The organism is Pseudomonas borbori (genome assembly GCF_900115555.1).
Classification (GTDB): Bacteria; Pseudomonadota; Gammaproteobacteria; order Pseudomonadales; family Pseudomonadaceae; genus Aquipseudomonas; species Aquipseudomonas borbori.
Genome location: NZ_FOWX01000026.1, coordinates 1 through 16,052, shown reverse-complemented (window position 1 = coordinate 16,052; position 16,052 = coordinate 1). Strand labels below are relative to the sequence as shown.

The 16,052-nt window shown below is 63.8% G+C and carries 13 protein-coding genes and 1 pseudogene; 6 read left to right on the top strand and 8 right to left on the bottom strand.

Features of this window, described 5'->3' with window-relative positions; genetic code table 11:
• Positions 1 to 83 precede the first annotated feature (83 nt).
• Positions 84 to 842 carry an SDR family oxidoreductase gene (locus BM315_RS17500; protein WP_090503422.1) on the top strand — a complete coding sequence of 253 codons (759 nt, stop codon included), beginning with the start codon at positions 84 to 86 and terminating at the stop codon, positions 840 to 842.
• A 128-nt stretch (positions 843 to 970) separates the two neighbouring features.
• Here BM315_RS17500 and BM315_RS17495 read toward each other — a convergent pair whose 3' ends face one another.
• Positions 971 to 1,798 (bottom strand): mechanosensitive ion channel family protein, encoded by an 828-nt coding sequence (locus BM315_RS17495; protein ID WP_090503420.1) that lies wholly within the window; start codon positions 1,796 to 1,798, stop codon positions 971 to 973.
• A gap of 105 nt (positions 1,799 to 1,903) precedes the next feature.
• The gene (locus tag BM315_RS17490) at positions 1,904 to 2,383 is read right to left on the bottom strand and encodes a YajQ family cyclic di-GMP-binding protein (RefSeq protein ID WP_090503417.1); all 480 of its coding nucleotides are present in this window, start codon (positions 2,381 to 2,383) and stop codon (positions 1,904 to 1,906) included.
• A 150-nt stretch (positions 2,384 to 2,533) separates the two neighbouring features.
• Between BM315_RS17490 and BM315_RS17485 the strand changes: the two are divergent.
• The 4 genes and pseudogenes from BM315_RS17485 to BM315_RS17470 form a co-directional block, all read left to right on the top strand.
• Positions 2,534 to 3,544: pseudogene (locus BM315_RS17485) on the top strand (GGDEF domain-containing response regulator); the annotation flags it as partial.
• 12 nt (positions 3,545 to 3,556) lie between these two features.
• A complete protein-coding gene (locus tag BM315_RS17480) occupies positions 3,557 to 4,465 on the top strand; it encodes a putative 2-dehydropantoate 2-reductase (RefSeq protein ID WP_090503411.1) in 909 nt (302 codons plus the stop codon).
• Between the two features lie 50 nt (positions 4,466 to 4,515).
• The gene (locus BM315_RS17475; RefSeq protein ID WP_090503409.1) at positions 4,516 to 6,534 is read left to right on the top strand and encodes a sensor histidine kinase; all 2,019 of its coding nucleotides are present in this window, start codon (positions 4,516 to 4,518) and stop codon (positions 6,532 to 6,534) included.
• Between the two features lie 2 nt (positions 6,535 to 6,536).
• Positions 6,537 to 7,118, top strand: coding sequence for a cob(I)yrinic acid a,c-diamide adenosyltransferase (locus tag BM315_RS17470; protein WP_090503406.1), 582 nt, complete (start codon positions 6,537 to 6,539; stop codon positions 7,116 to 7,118).
• A gap of 93 nt (positions 7,119 to 7,211) precedes the next feature.
• Here the strand turns inward: BM315_RS17470 and BM315_RS17465 are convergent, their stop codons facing one another.
• From BM315_RS17465 to BM315_RS17440, 6 genes are all read right to left on the bottom strand, one after another.
• Complete coding sequence (locus tag BM315_RS17465; protein ID WP_090503404.1) at positions 7,212 to 8,105, bottom strand: pseudouridine synthase; 894 nt, start codon at positions 8,103 to 8,105, stop codon at positions 7,212 to 7,214.
• Positions 8,106 to 8,232: 127 nt separating this feature from the next.
• On the bottom strand, positions 8,233 to 9,174 hold the full coding sequence (locus BM315_RS17460) for a Nudix family hydrolase (protein WP_090503401.1): 942 nt from the start codon (positions 9,172 to 9,174) through the stop codon (positions 8,233 to 8,235).
• On the bottom strand, positions 9,171 to 9,803 hold the full coding sequence (locus BM315_RS17455; RefSeq protein ID WP_090503399.1) for a glutathione S-transferase family protein: 633 nt from the start codon (positions 9,801 to 9,803) through the stop codon (positions 9,171 to 9,173). The genes BM315_RS17460 and BM315_RS17455 overlap by 4 nt, the downstream gene beginning before the upstream one ends.
• Positions 9,804 to 9,975: 172 nt before the next feature.
• Complete coding sequence (argJ, locus tag BM315_RS17450; RefSeq protein WP_090503397.1) at positions 9,976 to 11,193, bottom strand: bifunctional glutamate N-acetyltransferase/amino-acid acetyltransferase ArgJ; 1,218 nt, start codon at positions 11,191 to 11,193, stop codon at positions 9,976 to 9,978.
• A gap of 159 nt (positions 11,194 to 11,352) precedes the next feature.
• On the bottom strand, positions 11,353 to 14,088 hold the full coding sequence (gene secA / locus BM315_RS17445) for a preprotein translocase subunit SecA (protein WP_090503394.1): 2,736 nt from the start codon (positions 14,086 to 14,088) through the stop codon (positions 11,353 to 11,355).
• A gap of 118 nt (positions 14,089 to 14,206) precedes the next feature.
• Positions 14,207 to 15,133, bottom strand: a complete 927-nt coding sequence (locus BM315_RS17440) for a M23 family metallopeptidase (protein WP_090503392.1) — start codon at positions 15,131 to 15,133, stop codon at positions 14,207 to 14,209.
• 81 nt (positions 15,134 to 15,214) lie between these two features.
• Between BM315_RS17440 and BM315_RS17435 the strand changes: the two genes are divergently transcribed.
• On the top strand, positions 15,215 to 15,670 hold the full coding sequence (locus tag BM315_RS17435; protein ID WP_090503389.1) for a DciA family protein: 456 nt from the start codon (positions 15,215 to 15,217) through the stop codon (positions 15,668 to 15,670).
• Positions 15,671 to 16,052 lie beyond the last annotated feature (382 nt).

Sequence of the window (16,052 nt, the reverse complement as noted above, 5' to 3'; positions counted from 1 at the left end):
ATCCGTCACAAACGGACAGGCGCCTAGAATAGCCGTTACAGCGCGCCAGCGGGGCCACACGAAACACCTTGAGGGGATACGCGATGCAACTCGAAGACAAAGTTATCATCATCACCGGCGGCTGCCAGGGCCTGGGCCGTGCCATGGGCGAATACCTGGCGGGCAAAGGGGCCAAACTGGCGCTGGTCGATCTCAACCAGGAAAAACTCGACGAAGCCGTGGCCGCCTGCAAGGCCCATGGCGTGGAAGCACGCGCCTACCTGTGCAACGTGGCTAATGAAGAGCAGGTGATTCACATGGTCGCCCAGGTCGCCGAAGATTTCGGTGCGATCAATGGCCTGGTGAATAACGCCGGGATCCTGCGCGACGGCCTGACCATCAAGGTCAAGGACGGCGAAATGACCAAGATGAGCTTGGCCCAATGGCAGTCGGTGATCGACGTCAACCTGACCGGGGTGTTCCTCTGCACCCGCGAAGTGGCAGCGAAAATGATCGAACTGCAGAACCAGGGCGCGATCGTCAATATTTCCTCGATTTCCCGCGCCGGCAACATGGGCCAGGCCAACTACTCCGCAGCCAAGGCCGGCGTCGCCGCCGATACCGTGGTCTGGGCCAAGGAACTGGCGCGTTACGGCATCCGCGTGGCGGGCGTAGCCCCCGGTTTCATCGAGACCGAAATGGTCGCCAGCATGAAACCCGAAGCCCTGGAAAAAATGACTTCCGGCATTCCGCTGCGACGCATGGGCAAGCCGGCCGAAATCGCCCATTCGGTGGCCTACATCCTGGAAAACGATTATTACACCGGTCGTATCCTCGAACTGGACGGCGGCCTGCGCATGTAATTCCAGCAGCCGCCTGGCCTGCAACCTGTAATCAAGCGCAGTTGGCAGTGCCGGACCCAGCGCAGAAAAATGCCGCGTTCCCATCGCAGGGAACGCGGCATTTTCATAAGCGAGCCGTGCGCGGCGGTTTAGCTGGCCTGAACCAGATGCACCACCCGCTGCGGGAACGGGATACCGATACCGGCTTGGGTCAGGCGCTCCTTGGCCAGCTCGGTGAAGGCGAAGGTCACCGGCCAGTACTCTGCCGTATCCACCCATACGCGCAGTGACAGGTTGACCGCACTGTCGCCGAGGCCGGTGACGAACACCACCGGAGCCGGATCGAGATGCACGCGCGGATCCCCGGCGATCTGCAGCAGTACATCGCGGGCCTGCTTGATGTCGCTGGAATAGTCGATGCCCAGGTTGATATCGACGCGGCGCGTGGTTTCGCGCGAATAGTTGGTGATATTGCCGTTGGACAGGCTGCCGTTAGGCACTATCACCACCTTGTTGTCGGCGGTTTTCAGGGTGGTGTGGAAGATCTGGATACTGTCGACGCTGCCCGATACGCCCTGCCCTTCGATCCAGTCGCCGGCCCGGAACGGACGGAACAGCATGATCAGCACGCCACCGGCGAAGTTCGCCAGGCTGCCTTGCAGCGCCAGACCGATGGCCAGGCCGGCGGCACCGATCACCGCGATGAAGGAAGTGGTTTCCACCCCAACCATCGAGGCCACGCTGACCAGCAACAGTACCTTGAGGACGATACTGGCCAGGCTACCGACGAAGCTGTGCAGAGCGCGGTCGACGTTGCGCCGATCCAGCACGGCGCCTACTTTGCGGGTCAGCACGTTGATCAACCACCAACCGATCAGCAAGGTGATGAGCGCCAGGGTCAGTTGACCGCCGTATTGCAACACCACCGGCAGCCAGGTCTCGGACATTTTCACCAGTTGCTCGACATTCATTTCCATTTGCCACTCCTTTTCGACGCTTGAAACGCGACCGCCATGGCAAGCCATGGCGGTCGCTTTACACTCATTGCTGCCACGCCACCCAGGCCCGGCGGGCTTGCCGCATCAATCGCGGAAGTTGTTGAATTGCAGCGGCATGCCGAAGTCCTTGGCGCGCAGGGCGGCAATCGCCTCCTGCAGGTCATCGCGTTTCTTGCCGGTAATGCGCACCTGCTCGCCCTGGATGGCGGCCTGTACCTTGAGCTTGCTGTCCTTGATGTGGGCGACGATCTTCTTCGCCAGCTCCTTGTCGATGCCTTCGCGCAAGACCGCTTCCTGCTTGACGCTCTTGCCCGAAGGGTAAGCGTCCTTGAACTCGACGCACTGCACATCGATCTTGCGCTTTACCAGACAGAGCTTGAGAATCTCGACCATCTGCTCCAGCTGAAAATCCGCATCGGCCGTCAGGTTGACGGTCAGGTCTTTGAGCTCGAAGCTGCCTTTACCGCGCAGGTCGTAACGACGCTCAAGTTCCTTGACGGCGTTGTCGACAGCATTGGTGACTTCGTGTTTGTCCAGTTCGGACACCACGTCGAACGAGGGCATGGGTTTCCTCCAGATAGACGGCGCGACCCAGATCACGGACGGGACACGCGTGGCTTGTTGCCGGTTGAAAAACCCGGCCATTATATAGCCTTGGGAGCCTACCTGACTTAACACTGTTCAAGCCAGACAGACTCCCAGGACAAACACTGCCCGGCGATGTACCGGGCTTATGCGACTTCCTCTACGAGCCCGCCCATGCCCAACCCCCATCTCAGCATCCTGGTGGTGGACGACGCCAAGTTCTCCAGCGCCATGATCGGCCGCGCCCTGAGCCAGGCCGGCTACCAGGACCTGCGCTTTGCCAACAGCGCCGCAGAAGCCATCGGCCTGCTCGAACAACGCCCGGCCAGCGTGCTCCTGGCAGACTGGTTGATGCCGGAAATGGATGGCCTGGAATTGACCGGACGGGTCCGTCAACTGGATGAAATGGCCGATCACTACACCTACGTCATGCTGCTGACCGGCAAGGAAGGTGAAAATGTGCTGGGCGAGGCCTTCGACCGCGGGGTTGACGACTTCATCAACAAGGCGCAGATGAATGAACAACTGGTGCCACGGGTCTACGCCGCCGATCGGCTGTGCAATACCCTGCAGCGCCTGCTCCAGGAAAACCGCCTGCTGACGGAAAACATCGCCAGCCTGGAACAGCGCAACCTGGTCGACTCGCTGACCGGTCTGGGCAACGCACGCTACCTGCGCCAGAAACTGCTCGACAGCCTGCGCCAGCTCGAGTCGCGCGGCGGCGCGTTGTGTTACCTGCTGATCGGCCTGCAGGAGGCCAACGAACTGCGCCAGCGTCATGGCAACGGCTTCTACAGCGAACTGCTGCATGGCGTCGCTCGCCGCCTGCAGCAACTGGTGCGTCCGCTGGACGTGCTGGTGCGCCTGGACGACAACCATTTCGCCCTGATCACCCTGCTCGAAAACCTGCATGAGTGTTCGCCGAGCAGCTTCAAGCGCCTGCACGAGGGCATCAACCTCAAGGCGTTCAAGACCAGCGAGGGCTTTATCAGCCTCAAGGCCGGCATCAGCCTGGTCGGCCTCGACGGCAAAGCCCTGCCCACCGGCCCGGACAATCTGATCGCGCATGCGCGCAAACTGCTGCCGGAGTCCTACGCCAGTGGCCGGGTCGCGGCCATGCGCCTGCCGCTGGCGAACTAGGCGGCGTCCGCGATGAGCTGGCATGTACTCGGCGCTGGCAGCCTGGGCTGCCTCTGGGCCGCACGCCTGACGCGCGCTGGCATAGCGGTGCAACTGATCCTGCGCGACTCCAGCCGCCTCGCCAGTTATCGACGCGCGGGCGGGCTGACCCTGGTCGAGCAGGGGCAGGCCCGACGCTACCCCGTACCGGGGCAAACCGCCGACGATCCCCAGCCAATCCGGCGCCTGCTGCTGGCCTGCAAAGCCTACGACGCCGAAACCGCCATTGCCGGCATCGCGGCGCGCCTGGCGCCGGGTGCCGAACTGGTCCTTCTGCAAAACGGCCTGGGCAGCCAGGCGGCCGTAGCGGCCCTGGTACCCCAGGCACGCTGCATTTTCGCCTCCAGCACCGAAGGCGCCTTTCGCGATGGCGCGCGCGTGGTATTCGCCGGCCAGGGCCACACCTGGCTCGGCGATCCGCTCGACGACCGTCCGCCGCGCTGGCTGGTTGATCTCGAGCGCAGCGGCATTCCCCACCAGTGGAGCCCGGACATTCTCGGCCGCTTATGGCGCAAGCTGGCGCTGAACTGCGCGATCAATCCGCTGAGCGTACTCTACGACTGCCGCAATGGCGGCCTCAGTGACCACCCGGAAGAGGTCGCCGCGCTCTGCACCGAGCTCGCTCAACTGCTGCGAACCTGTGGCCAGACCGCCGCGGCGCTGGACCTGCATGCCGAGGTGCAGCGGGTGATCCAGGCCACCGCGGCGAATTACTCCTCGATGCACCAGGATGTCGCCCAGGGCCGGCGGACCGAAATCGCTTACCTGCTCGGCCATGCCTGTGCCACGGCGCAGCAGCATCGCCTGGCCTTGCCCCACCTGGAGGCACTGCATGCGCGCCTGCTCGAGTACCTGCGCGCCCACGGATTGCCCAGCCATTAAGCCGCGCGTTACCCTGCTCGAACTTCCCGGCCACCGCGACTTTTCAGCCCATGCCATTGCGTCAGCGCCTCGACAATCTTCCAGTCGGCCGTAAACTGCTCGCCGCGTTGCTGGTATTGCTGGCCGCCGTGCTGCTGATGGCCAACCTGGCCTTCATCAGCGCGGCCTACTGGATCTCCCAGCAGAGCGTCGCCCCCCAGGCCTTGCACACCCTGGGCCGACTGATCGCCAGCCCCGCCCTGGGTCAGGAGGCGCTAAGCTCGACGAGCGCCGCCCAAGCCCTGCTGCAGCGCCTGGATGATTACCCGCCGCTGCGCGCCGCGGTTATCTACGACAGCAATGGCGTCAGCCTGGCGCAACTGCAGCGTGGCGAGTCCCTGGACTTGCCAGTGCGAGTCGAACAACTGGACAGTTGGCGCCATAGCGAATTCCGCACCAACCTGCTGGTCGAACTGCCCCAGCCTGGCGCTCGCCACGGTTACCTGCTGCTGGTCGCCTCCAGCGAACTGCCCAGCGCCTTCTATACCGGCACCCTGACCGCCAGCCTGGCGATTCTCGCCTTCAGCGTGCTGCTCTGGCTGCTGGTGGCGCGGCAGATCCGCCGCCTGATAACCAAGCCGATCCGCCGGCTGGAAGAGCTGTCGCGCCAGGTCACCCGCGAAGAGAATTACTCGCTGCGGGCCAAGCGCGGCAATCAGGACGAGATCGGCAGTCTGGCCGACGCCTTCAACACCATGCTGATGCGCATGGAAGGCCGCGAACAACAGCTCAAACGCGCCCGCGACGACGCCCAGGCCGCATTCGATCAGGCGCATAATCTCGCCGAAGAAACCCGCCACTCCAACCGCAAGCTGGAGCTGGAGGTGCAGGTACGCAGCAAGATCGAGAAGAAGCTCACCGGCTTCCAGAACTACCTCAACAGCATCATCGACTCCATGCCCTCGGCCCTGATCGCCCTCGACGAACAGCTCTACGTCACCCAGTGGAACCAGGAGGCCAGCGCCCTCTCCGGCACGCGCCTGACCGAGGCGCTGAACCAGCCGGTGTTCCTCGCTTTCCCGCCGCTCAAGCCCTTCCTGCCGATGCTCAAACGCACCGTCGAGCAACACAAGGTGGAGAAGATCGAGCGGGTGACCTGGAGCAAGGACGAAGAACCGCGTCACTACGCCCTGACCTTTTATCCGCTGATGGGCGGGGCCGGCCGCGGCGTGGTGATCCGTATCGACGACATCACCCAGCGCCTCAATCTGGAAGAGATGATGGTGCAGTCGGAGAAAATGCTCTCGGTCGGCGGCCTGGCCGCCGGCATGGCCCACGAGATCAACAACCCGCTCGGCGCCATCCTGCATAACGTGCAGAACATTCGTCGACGCCTGTCGCCGAAACTGGAGAAGAACCGCGAGCACGCCGAGCGCCTTGGCCTCAGCCTGCCGAACATCGACCGTTACCTGCAGGCGCGGGAAATCCCCCGGCTGCTCGACGATATCCAGCAGGCCGGCACCCGCGCGGCGAAAATCGTCAGTCACATGCTCAGCTTCAGTCGCCGCAGCAACCGCCAACTGGCGCCCTGCATGCTGCCCGCGGTGATCGACCAGGCCCTGGAAATCGCCGGCAACGACTATGACCTGACCGAAAGCTTCGACTTCAAGAGCCTGCTCATCCACCGCGAGTTCGACCCGGACCTGGGCCCGGTGCCCGGCACCGCCAACGAACTGGAACAGGTGCTGCTCAACCTGCTGAAAAACGCCGCCCAGGCGATTCATCAGCGCGAAGACAGCAGCACGCCCGGACAGATCATCCTGCGCACCCGGCTGGCCCCGCCCTGGGCGGAAATCCAGGTGGAAGACAACGGCGTCGGCATGCCTGAATCAGTGCGCAAACGCATCTTCGAACCATTTTTCACCACCAAGGAGGTCGGCCAAGGCACCGGGCTGGGCCTGTCGGTGTCCTACTTCATCATCACCAACAACCACAAAGGGCAGATGGAGGTGCAATCCAAGAAAGACCAGGGCACCTGCTTCACCCTGCGCCTGCCCCTGACTGCAACTATCCCCCACACAGGTCATTGAACATGGGTTATCGACTGTCGAAGATTTACACGCGCACCGGTGATGCCGGCGAAACCGGGCTGGCCGATGGCCGTCGGGTGGCCAAGGATCACCCGCGGGTGGAGGCCATGGGCGAGATGGACACGCTCAACAGCCAGCTCGGCCTGCTGCTGGCCGAGCTGGCCGAACAGCAGGCCAGGTGGCCGGGGCTGAGCGAACTCATCGAGGTGCTCGCGCCCTGCCAGCACCGCCTGTTCGACCTTGGCGGCGAACTCGCCATGCCCGCGTACCAGGCCCTGCAACCAGCCGAAGTCGAACGCCTGGAAGCGGCCATAGACCGCTGGAACGAGGAACTCGGCCCGCTGCAGAACTTCATCCTGCCGGGCGGCTCCCGCCTGGTCGCCCAGGCCCACGCCTGCCGCAGCCTGGCGCGCAGCGCCGAACGCCGCTGCCAGCGTCTGAACGCCGAGGAACCGCTACGCGGCGTCGGCCTGGCCTATGTCAACCGCCTCTCCGACCTGCTGTTCGTCGCCGCCCGCCTGATCGCCAAGCGCCAGCACATTGCCGAAGTGCTCTGGCAGGCGGCGCCGAAACCACAGGCTTAAGCCCAAGAGCGTCCGCTTCCCCGGATTGCATCCGGGCTACGAGGGCTCAGGGGATTTGTAGAAGCGGTCTGTATGCACATAGGATCTACGGGATCAGAGCAGGCTCAGGCGGCTCTCGAAGCGGCGCGGCTCGCCGCTCAGCGGATCGCTGAAGGCCAGGCCCTGGGCCAGCAGCTTGAGCGGTCGGCTGTAATCATCGGGGGCACCGGGGCCTTCGCTGATCTCGGGGTAGAAGGGATCGTTGAGAATGGGCGCGCCCAGGGCGGCCATGTGCACCCGCAGTTGATGCTTCTTGCCGGTCACCGGGTAGAGTCCATAGAGCCAGTGCTCGCCCAGCCGCTGCGCCACTTCGATACGGGTCTCGGTATTGGCCAGGCCGGCGACTTCCTGCATGCGGAAGAACGGCTCGCCGGCGCCCAGGCGCGTGGCCCGGCGCAGGGGAAACTCCAGGCCCGGCAACGCCGGCGCCAACGCCTCGTAACGCTTGCCCATCTGCCGCTCACGGAACAGCGCCTGATACAGCCCGCGGCTCTGCGGGTTGGTGGAAAACAGCACCAGCCCGGCGGTATGCCGGTCGATGCGGTGCAACGGCACCAGGTCGGCATTGCCCAGGCGCTTGGCCAGGCGCGCCTGCAGCGTCTGCTCGACATACTCGCCGGCCGGCATCACCGGCAGGAAATGCGGCTTGTCGGCCACCAGCAGGTGCTCGTCGACATAGAGCACGCTCTCGACGAAGGGAATCGGCGTCTCCGCCGCCACCTCGCGAAAGTAATGCACGCGCAGGCCGACCCGATAGGCATGCGCCGGGCCGATCGGCGCGCCCTTGGCGTCCAGCACCCGCCCACGCGCCATGCGCTGTAGCCATTGCTCGCGGTCGATCGCCGGAAAGTGCGCGCACAGGCAATCGAGCACCGTCGGCCAGTCGCCCTGGGGCAGATGCAGGGTGCTGGGACGCATGTTGGATGGGGAACGGGCAGACACGGACATCGGCGAACTCGATCGGGAAGCTTAAAAGAGGGTATGCCCGGCAGCGACGATACCGAAGCACTTTGTGAATGCCCATTTGTTGCGCGATGGCGAGCGAACGACCTGCATGCGGCGGCACGTGGCGTTTTCAGACCGGCCAGAACGCGCGAATGCCGGCGACGCCCTGGGCGCCCGCCTGCCAGGCCTGCTCCAGATGCTGCGGACCGACCCCGCCGAGCAGGTAGGCCGGCTGATTGAAACTGCGCAGCAACTCGCCCGCCAGATCCCAACCCAGCGCGACCGCATCGGGATGGGTCGGGGTGGTTTGCAGCGGCGACAGGGTGACGAAATCCACCCCCGCCTGCGCGGCCAGCGCCAGCTCCTCGGCCGTATGGCAGGAGGCCGCCAGCCAGCGATCGGCCGCTAGCGGTCGCCCGCCAGCGGCCAGTTCGTGCAGTTGCCGGGAGGTCAGGTGCCAGCCCGCGGCCGGGAAATCCCCCAGCCACTCCAGCGGTCCCTTGAGCATCAGCTGTGCCTTGCCCGCGCAGAGCCCCTGGATATCCTGGGCCAGGTCACGGTACTGGGCATCGAACAGCCCCGGCGCCCGCAGCTGGATCAACCGAATGCCGCCAGCCAGGGCCGCTCGCACGCCCTGCAGCAAGGCTTGCGCAGGCAGCCCTTCCGGCGTGATCAGGTAACGGTCGGGCAAACGGGCGGCCGCCACTATCGGCCGGTTGGCCGCCGGAAACCGATACTCGGTCAACTGCCGCGCAGCGACCCAGGCCAGCGGCTGGCCTTCGGCGCCATACGGCTCGCCGACGAAGGCCGAGACTTCCCAGACATCCAGCAGCACCTGCTTGTCCGGGTAATTGTGATGCACCTGAATCAGTGGCCGCGCAGCAGTCGGGCGAATGCCCAGTTCTTCCTCCAGTTCGCGCGCCAGGGCCGCCTGCACCGTCTCGCCAGGCTCGACCTTGCCGCCCGGGAACTCCCACAAGCCGCCCTGATGCTGGTCGGCCGCACGCCTGGCGATCAGGATGCGGCCATCGGCGGCACGGATCACCGCGGCGGCTACATGAATGCGTTTCACCCCAGTTGTTCCTCCTGCGCCGCCTGGTACCAGCGCTGAAATGCCGGCCACTGGTAAATGCTATCGACATAGGCCGCAGCGGTTTCCGGCAAGCTGACCTGATAACTGCGTAGCCGCGCCGCCACCGGCGCGAAGAAGGCATCCGCCAGGCTGGCGTGACCGAACAGATAGGGGCCGTCCTGGCCAAACCTGGCCCGGCACTCGGCCCAGAGTTCACAGATGCGTCGGATGTCGGCCTCGGCTTCGGCCGGCATTGCGTCCAGCGCCTGATCGCGCTTGAGATCCATCGGCAGGTGCGTGCGCAGCGCCACGAAGCCGCTGTGCATCTCGGCGCAGACGCTGCGCGCCACCGCCCGGGCATACTCGCCGCGCGGCCACAGATAGGCCTCGGGGAAGCTTTCGGCGAGGTATTCGCCGATCGCCAGGGAGTCCCACACCGGCCCCTCCTCGGTCTTCAGCAACGGCACCTTGCCGGTCGGCGAATGCTCGAGGATGCGCGCCCGGCTATCCGCACGGTCGAGCGGGATCAGTACTTCGCTATACGGCGCCTCGGCCAGTTCCATGGCCAGGGCGGCGCGTAGCGACCAGGACGAGTAGGTTTTGTTGCCGATCACCAGAACCAGGGACATGGGGGGCACTCCGTGCGTGATGCGCTTGCTGAGGGGTCATTGGACATTAAGACGGCGCGCTATCCAATAGCAAATTCCCGTTGTTCATGCCCCCATGAACAACGGGAATAGCCGCCTGCAAGCCTGTGTGCGGTGGGAACAGGCTTGCAGCTTATCGCTTGCTGCTTGCCGCTTAAGTCCGATACTCGGCGTTGATCTTCACGTACTCGTGGGACAGATCGGTGGTCCAGATCGTCTCGCTGCAGGTGCCACGCCCCAGCTCGATGCGAATGGTGATTTCCTCTCTGGCCATCACCGCCGCCCCCTGCTCTTCGGTGTAGCTGGCGGCCCGGCAACCACGGCTGGCAATGCACACATCGCCGAGGAACACGTCGATCAGGCTGACATCCAGTTGCGCCACACCGGCGCGGCCGACCGCGGCGAGGATGCGCCCCCAGTTCGGGTCGGAGGCGAACAGCGCGGTCTTGATCAGCGGCGAATGGGCCACGGCATAACCGACGTCCAGGCACTCCTGATAAGTCGCCCCGCCGTTGACCTGCACGGTGACGAACTTGGTCGCGCCTTCGCCGTCGCGCACGATGGCCTGGGCCACTTCCATGCACACCTCGAACACCGCCTGCTTGAGCGCGGCGAACAACGCGCCGCTGGCCTGGGTGATTTCCTCCAGCGGCGCCTGGCCGGTGGCGATCAACATGCAGCAATCGTTGGTCGAAGTGTCGCCATCGATGGTAATGCGGTTGAACGACTTGTTAGCCGCGTCGCGCAGCAAGTCCTGCAAGACGCCCTGGCTGACCTTGGCGTCAGTGGCGATGTAACCGAGCATGGTCGCCATGTTCGGCTTGATCATCCCGGCGCCCTTGCTGATGCCGGTGACGGTGACAGTGACGCCATCATGCTCAAACTGACGGCTGGCGCCCTTGGGCAGAGTGTCGGTGGTCATGATGCCGATGGCGGCCTCGGCCCAGTGATCCGCATCCAGGTCGTCCAGAGCGGCCTGCAAGGCGCCTTCGATCTTTTCCACCGGCAAGGGCTCGCCGATCACCCCGGTGGAGAACGGCAGCACCGCCCCCTCATCGACACCGGCCAGTTGCGCCAGGCTGGCGCAGCTGCGCACGGCATTCTGCAGGCCGGGCTCGCCGGTGCCGGCATTGGCATTGCCGGTATTGGTCAGCAGGTAGCGCACGCTGCCCAGCACGCGCTTCCTGGCCAGGATCACCGGCGCCGCACAGAAGGCATTGAGGGTGAACACCCCGGCCACGCTGGAGCCTTCGGCGCAGCGCATGACTACCACATCCTTGCGCCCCGGGCGTTTGATGCCAGCCGAAGCGATGCCCAGCTCGAAACCTGGAACCGGGTGCAGGGTAGACAGCGGGCCAAGACCAACAGCCATAGGGTGTGCTCCTTGATGGGTTTAAGTGTCGCACCGCAGGGCACGACCGAATTCGATGGTAAAACGCCGCGAGCGGCCAGGCCGTTCGCGGCGTTTGGGGGGCAGGCTCAAGCATAACCGAAGCCGCTACCCTTTCTGCTATGTTGCGTCAGCCCGAGATCAGTTGACCTGGCCGTGGCAATGTTTGTACTTCTTGCCGGAACCGCAGGGGCAAGGTTCGTTGCGGCCGATCTTCGGTTCGCTGCGCACGGGTGGCGGCGCAACCGCCACATCTCCCTCTTCAGCCACTGCCTCGGGCTGCATCAGGGCCGATGCTTCGGCGTGCTGGAACTGCATGCGTTCGGCCAGCGCCTCGGCTTCGCGGCGCAGGCGCGCTTCTTCCTCGGCCGGGTCTTCGCGACGCACCTGCACATGGGACAAGACCCGGATGGTGTCGCGCTTGATCGAGTTGAGCAGGTCCTGGAACAGGGTGAACGACTCGCGCTTGTACTCCTGCTTGGGGTTCTTCTGCGCATAACCGCGCAGGTGAATGCCATGGCGCAGGTGATCCATGGTCGACAGGTGGTCTTTCCACAGGTCGTCGAGCACGCGCAGCAATATCTGCTTCTCGAAGGTACGCAGGGCCTCGGTGCTGGCCAGCTCTTCTTTTTCGTTATAGGCCGCGACCAGCTCTTGCAGGATGCGCTCGCGCAGGGTTTCTTCATAAAGCTTGTGGTCGTCGTCGAGCCACTGCTGGAGCGCAAGCTTGATATTGAACCCGGCGTACAGCGCTTCTTCCAGACCGGCGATATCCCATTGTTCGGGCAGCGACTGCGGCGCGATATGTTCGTTGATGATGCCTTCGAGCACTTCCTTGCGGAACTCGGCGATGGTTTCGCCAATGTCATCGGCAGCCAGCAGGGTGTTGCGCATGTGATAAATCACCTTGCGCTGCTCGTTGGATACGTCATCGAATTCCAGCAGTTGCTTGCGCATGTCGAAGTTGCGTCCCTCGACCTTGCGCTGCGCCTTCTCGATCGCGTTGCTGACCATGCGATGCTCGATCGCTTCGCCTGGCTGCATGCCCAGGGCTTTCATGAAGTTCTTCACCCGATCGGAGGCGAAGATGCGCATCAGGCTGTCTTCCAGCGACAGGTAGAAACGACTGGAACCCGGGTCGCCCTGACGACCGGAGCGGCCGCGCAGCTGATTGTCGATGCGCCGCGACTCGTGACGTTCGGAGGCGATCACATGCAGGCCGCCCGACTCGATCACTTGCTGGTGGCGCCTCTGCCATTCGGCCTTGATCTGCGCGACCTGCTCGGCAGAGGGGTTTTCCAGGGCGGCCACTTCGACTTCCCAGTTGCCGCCCAGGACGATATCGGTACCGCGGCCGGCCATGTTGGTGGCGATGGTCAGCGCACCAGGACGCCCCGCCTGGGCAATGATCTCGGCCTCTTTTTCGTGGAACTTGGCATTGAGCACCTGGTGCGCGATGCCTTCCTTGTCCAGCAACTTGGAGACGTATTCGGAACTGTCGATGGTCGCGGTACCAACCAGAATCGGCCGGCCCTGAGCCTGGCACTCCTTGATGTCGGTAATGATCGCCGCGTACTTCTCTTCCTGGGTCAGGTAGACCAGGTCGTTGAAGTCCTTGCGCGCCATCGGCCGGTTGGTCGGAATCACCACCACTTCCAGACCATAGATCTGATGGAACTCGAAGGCCTCGGTGTCGGCAGTACCGGTCATGCCGGACAGTTTGTTGTATAGGCGGAAGTAGTTCTGGAAGGTGGTCGAAGCCAGGGTCTGGCTCTCGGCCTGGATCGGCAAGCCTTCCTTGGCTTCGATGGCCTGGTGCAGGCCCTCGGACAGGCGACGGCCCGGCATGGTGCGACCGGTGTGCTCGTCGATCAGCAGCACCTGATCGTTCTGCACGATGTATTCGACGTTGCGGTTGAACAGCTTGTGCGCGCGCAAGCCGGAGTAGACGTGGGTCAGCAAGCCCAGGTTATGCGCCGAATAGAGGCTCTCGCCCTCGGCCAGCAAACCGACCTCGGTCAGCAACTCTTCGACGAACTGGTGGCCCGCCTCGTTCAACTCGACCTGACGGGTCTTCTCGTCGACCTTGTAGTGGCCTTCCTGGGTGACCACGCCCTCCTCTTCCTCGACGTGCAGTTTGAGGCGCGGGATCAGCTTGTTGATTTCGGTATACAGCTTGGAGCTGTCTTCGGCCTGACCGGAGATGATCAACGGGGTACGCGCCTCGTCGATGAGGATCGAGTCGACTTCATCGATCACGGCAAAATTCAGCTCGCGCTGGAATTTTTCCTCCAGGCTGAAGGCCATGTTGTCGCGCAGGTAATCGAAACCGAACTCGTTGTTGGTGCCGTAGGTGATATCGGCCGCATAGGCGCTGCGCTTCTCTTCCGGCGGCATGAACGGGGTGACGATGCCCACCGACATGCCGAGGAATTCGTACAGCGGGCGCATCCAGTTGGCGTCGCGGCGGGCCAGGTAGTCGTTGACCGTGACCACGTGCACGCCCTTGCCGGACAGTGAGTTGAGGTAGACCGCCAGGGTCGCCACCAGGGTCTTGCCCTCACCGGTACGCATCTCGGCGATCTTGCCTTCGTGCAAGGTCATGCCACCGATCAGCTGCACATCGAAGTGGCGCATGCCCATGACGCGCTTGCCCGCTTCCCGGGTTACGGCGAAGGCTTCCGGCAGCAACTGATCGAGGGTTTCACCTTTAGCCAGGCGGGCCTTGAACTCGGCGGTCTTGGCGCGCAGTTGCTCATCCGAGAGCGCGAGCATCTGCTCCTCGAAGGCATTGACGATCTGAACCGTCTTGAGCATGCGTTTGACTTCACGCTCGTTCTTGCTTCCAAAGAGTTTTTTCAACAAAGGCGCAAACATATCGGCAGGGTCTTCCACGCGTATGGATGGAGGGCGGCCCCATGAGTCGCCCATGCAGCCCTCATGGCTGCGTGCGAAGGGGGCATTCTACCCGGAAACGACGATGAAGAAAGCGGCGTTATTCGATGCCGCTGACGCGAGCGATATAGCTGGTGGGATTGACCACCCGGCCATTCTGACTGACTTCGAAATGCACATGGGCACCGGTCGAGCGGCCGGTGCTGCCAACCTTGGCGATGACCTGGCCGCGCTGCACCAGATCGCCGACCTGCACCAGGTTGCTCTGATTGTGCGCGTACAGGGTGACGTAGCCGTCGGCGTGGCTGATTTCCACGGTATTGCCATAACCGGAACGCCGGCTCGAGGCGGTCACCACACCGGCGGCCACCGCGACCACATCACTACCGGCCTTGGCGGCGAAGTCCACGCCCTTATGCACACGCAAACGTCCGTTCAGGGGATCGGTACGCCGGCCGAACGGCGAGGAGATATAGCCCTGCAAGACCGGACGCCCGGCGAGGTATTCGGCCTCATTCAACTGGCGGTCGGCGAGCAATTGCTCCAGCACCTCGAGCTGCTGCTCGCGGCTGTCCAGGCGCAGGGCCAATTCATCCAGCGTCGCGATGAAGGATGGCGGCGCATAGGCCGGGCCACCGAACAGTTCGTCCGGGCCACCCTGACCGACATTCAGGGAAAAATCGAATTCGCTGGAGTCCAGCTCGGCCAGCTCGGTCAGGCGCTCGCCCAGGGCATCCAGGCGGGTCAAGCGCGCCTGCAGCTCGGCGACATGGGCGGCGAAGGCGTCCAGCTGGCGCTGGGCATCGACCCGCACCGCGCCCACTTCCGCCCGCTGGCGATCCAGCGCCGCGGTCAACTGGGCACTGCCCGGCACGTGCTCCACGTGTGGCACGACCCAAGCCCCTACCGCGACGCCACTGCCAAGCGCCGTCGCGAGCAGCATGAGCAGCGCCACCAGCAACCAACGTAAATCCAGGCTCAGCGAACGCGCGGCGCCGTGACTCCGATTGAGTAGAATGATGTGCATGGCTTCCCCTTTAAGGCGGAGCCCAAGTCGGCAGCAGAGATTCTGCTACCATGGCGGCCCCACAATCTCAGGCGTCCTGCCATGACGTTTCGTCCTTTGCCGGCTAAAGCACCCGCCGCGCTAATGCGCGAAGCGAAGCCCCTGAAAGCGCTGTTCAACCAGGCGCAACGCATCGATCGCCTGCAGCACTTGCTGGAAAGCCAGCTGCAACCCGCCGCCCGCGAACACTGTCATGTAGCGTCCTGGCGCGAGGGTTGCCTGCTTCTTATAGTCACCGATGGCCACTGGGCCACCCGTTTGCGTTATCAGCAACGGCGCCTGCTCAGGCAGTTGCAGACACTCGAAGAGTTCGCGACCTTAACCAAGATCCTGTTCAAGGTGCAACCGCCAACTGCCGAAAGGCGTGCACCCGGTCGCACAATCAGCCTGTCCAGTAGCGCTGCCGAGAACATCCAGGCCACCGCAGAGGGTATAACCGACCCCAAGCTGCGCGCGGCGCTGGAGCGCCTGGCCAAGCATGGTCAACCCGGCGAATAGCGCCAAACCAGGTGACCTGCTCGCGGCTGTCGCGATCGGGTAGAAGGCGGGGTCGCCCCCGCCGTCCTCCCACACCACCGTACGTACGGTTCCGTATACGGCGGTTCCTGCCTACTGACCAACTGCGTCAGCGAGCTTGGTTTCGTTCGATGTGTCGCCCGCGTAATCTAAGCACCCAGACAGGCCCTCGGGACTTCCGGCCCCTACTTCCTAAATGTCCAGGCCTCCGTATTAGGGAGCTTGTGCCTACGACCCGCTCAGAGAGCACACCTGACTATCCGCTCATGGCAGGTTCAGCCCTTCATTGCTCCGGTTTCGAGCAGCTACTACGGCCTCGGCTGACTTCTGCTCACCCATCCCGCCATCTTGCGATGCCGGTAGC

What these genes read in the sequence shown, in the direction of transcription:
- BM315_RS17500 (WP_090503422.1), top strand. Translation starts at nt 84, where the DNA reads ATGCAACTCGAAGACAAAGTTATCATCATCACCGGCGGCTGCCAGGGC.
- BM315_RS17495 (WP_090503420.1), bottom strand. Translation starts at nt 1,798, where the DNA reads ATGGAAATGAATGTCGAGCAACTGGTGAAAATGTCCGAGACCTGGCTG.
- BM315_RS17490 (WP_090503417.1), bottom strand. Translation starts at nt 2,383, where the DNA reads ATGCCCTCGTTCGACGTGGTGTCCGAACTGGACAAACACGAAGTCACC.
- BM315_RS17480 (WP_090503411.1), top strand. Translation starts at nt 3,557, where the DNA reads ATGAGCTGGCATGTACTCGGCGCTGGCAGCCTGGGCTGCCTCTGGGCC.
- BM315_RS17475 (WP_090503409.1), top strand. Translation starts at nt 4,516, where the DNA reads ATGCCATTGCGTCAGCGCCTCGACAATCTTCCAGTCGGCCGTAAACTG.
- BM315_RS17470 (WP_090503406.1), top strand. Translation starts at nt 6,537, where the DNA reads ATGGGTTATCGACTGTCGAAGATTTACACGCGCACCGGTGATGCCGGC.
- BM315_RS17465 (WP_090503404.1), bottom strand. Translation starts at nt 8,105, where the DNA reads ATGTCCGTGTCTGCCCGTTCCCCATCCAACATGCGTCCCAGCACCCTG.
- BM315_RS17455 (WP_090503399.1), bottom strand. Translation starts at nt 9,803, where the DNA reads ATGTCCCTGGTTCTGGTGATCGGCAACAAAACCTACTCGTCCTGGTCG.
- argJ (WP_090503397.1), bottom strand. Translation starts at nt 11,193, where the DNA reads ATGGCTGTTGGTCTTGGCCCGCTGTCTACCCTGCACCCGGTTCCAGGT.
- secA (WP_090503394.1), bottom strand. Translation starts at nt 14,088, where the DNA reads ATGTTTGCGCCTTTGTTGAAAAAACTCTTTGGAAGCAAGAACGAGCGT.
- BM315_RS17440 (WP_090503392.1), bottom strand. Translation starts at nt 15,133, where the DNA reads ATGCACATCATTCTACTCAATCGGAGTCACGGCGCCGCGCGTTCGCTG.
- BM315_RS17435 (WP_090503389.1), top strand. Translation starts at nt 15,215, where the DNA reads ATGACGTTTCGTCCTTTGCCGGCTAAAGCACCCGCCGCGCTAATGCGC.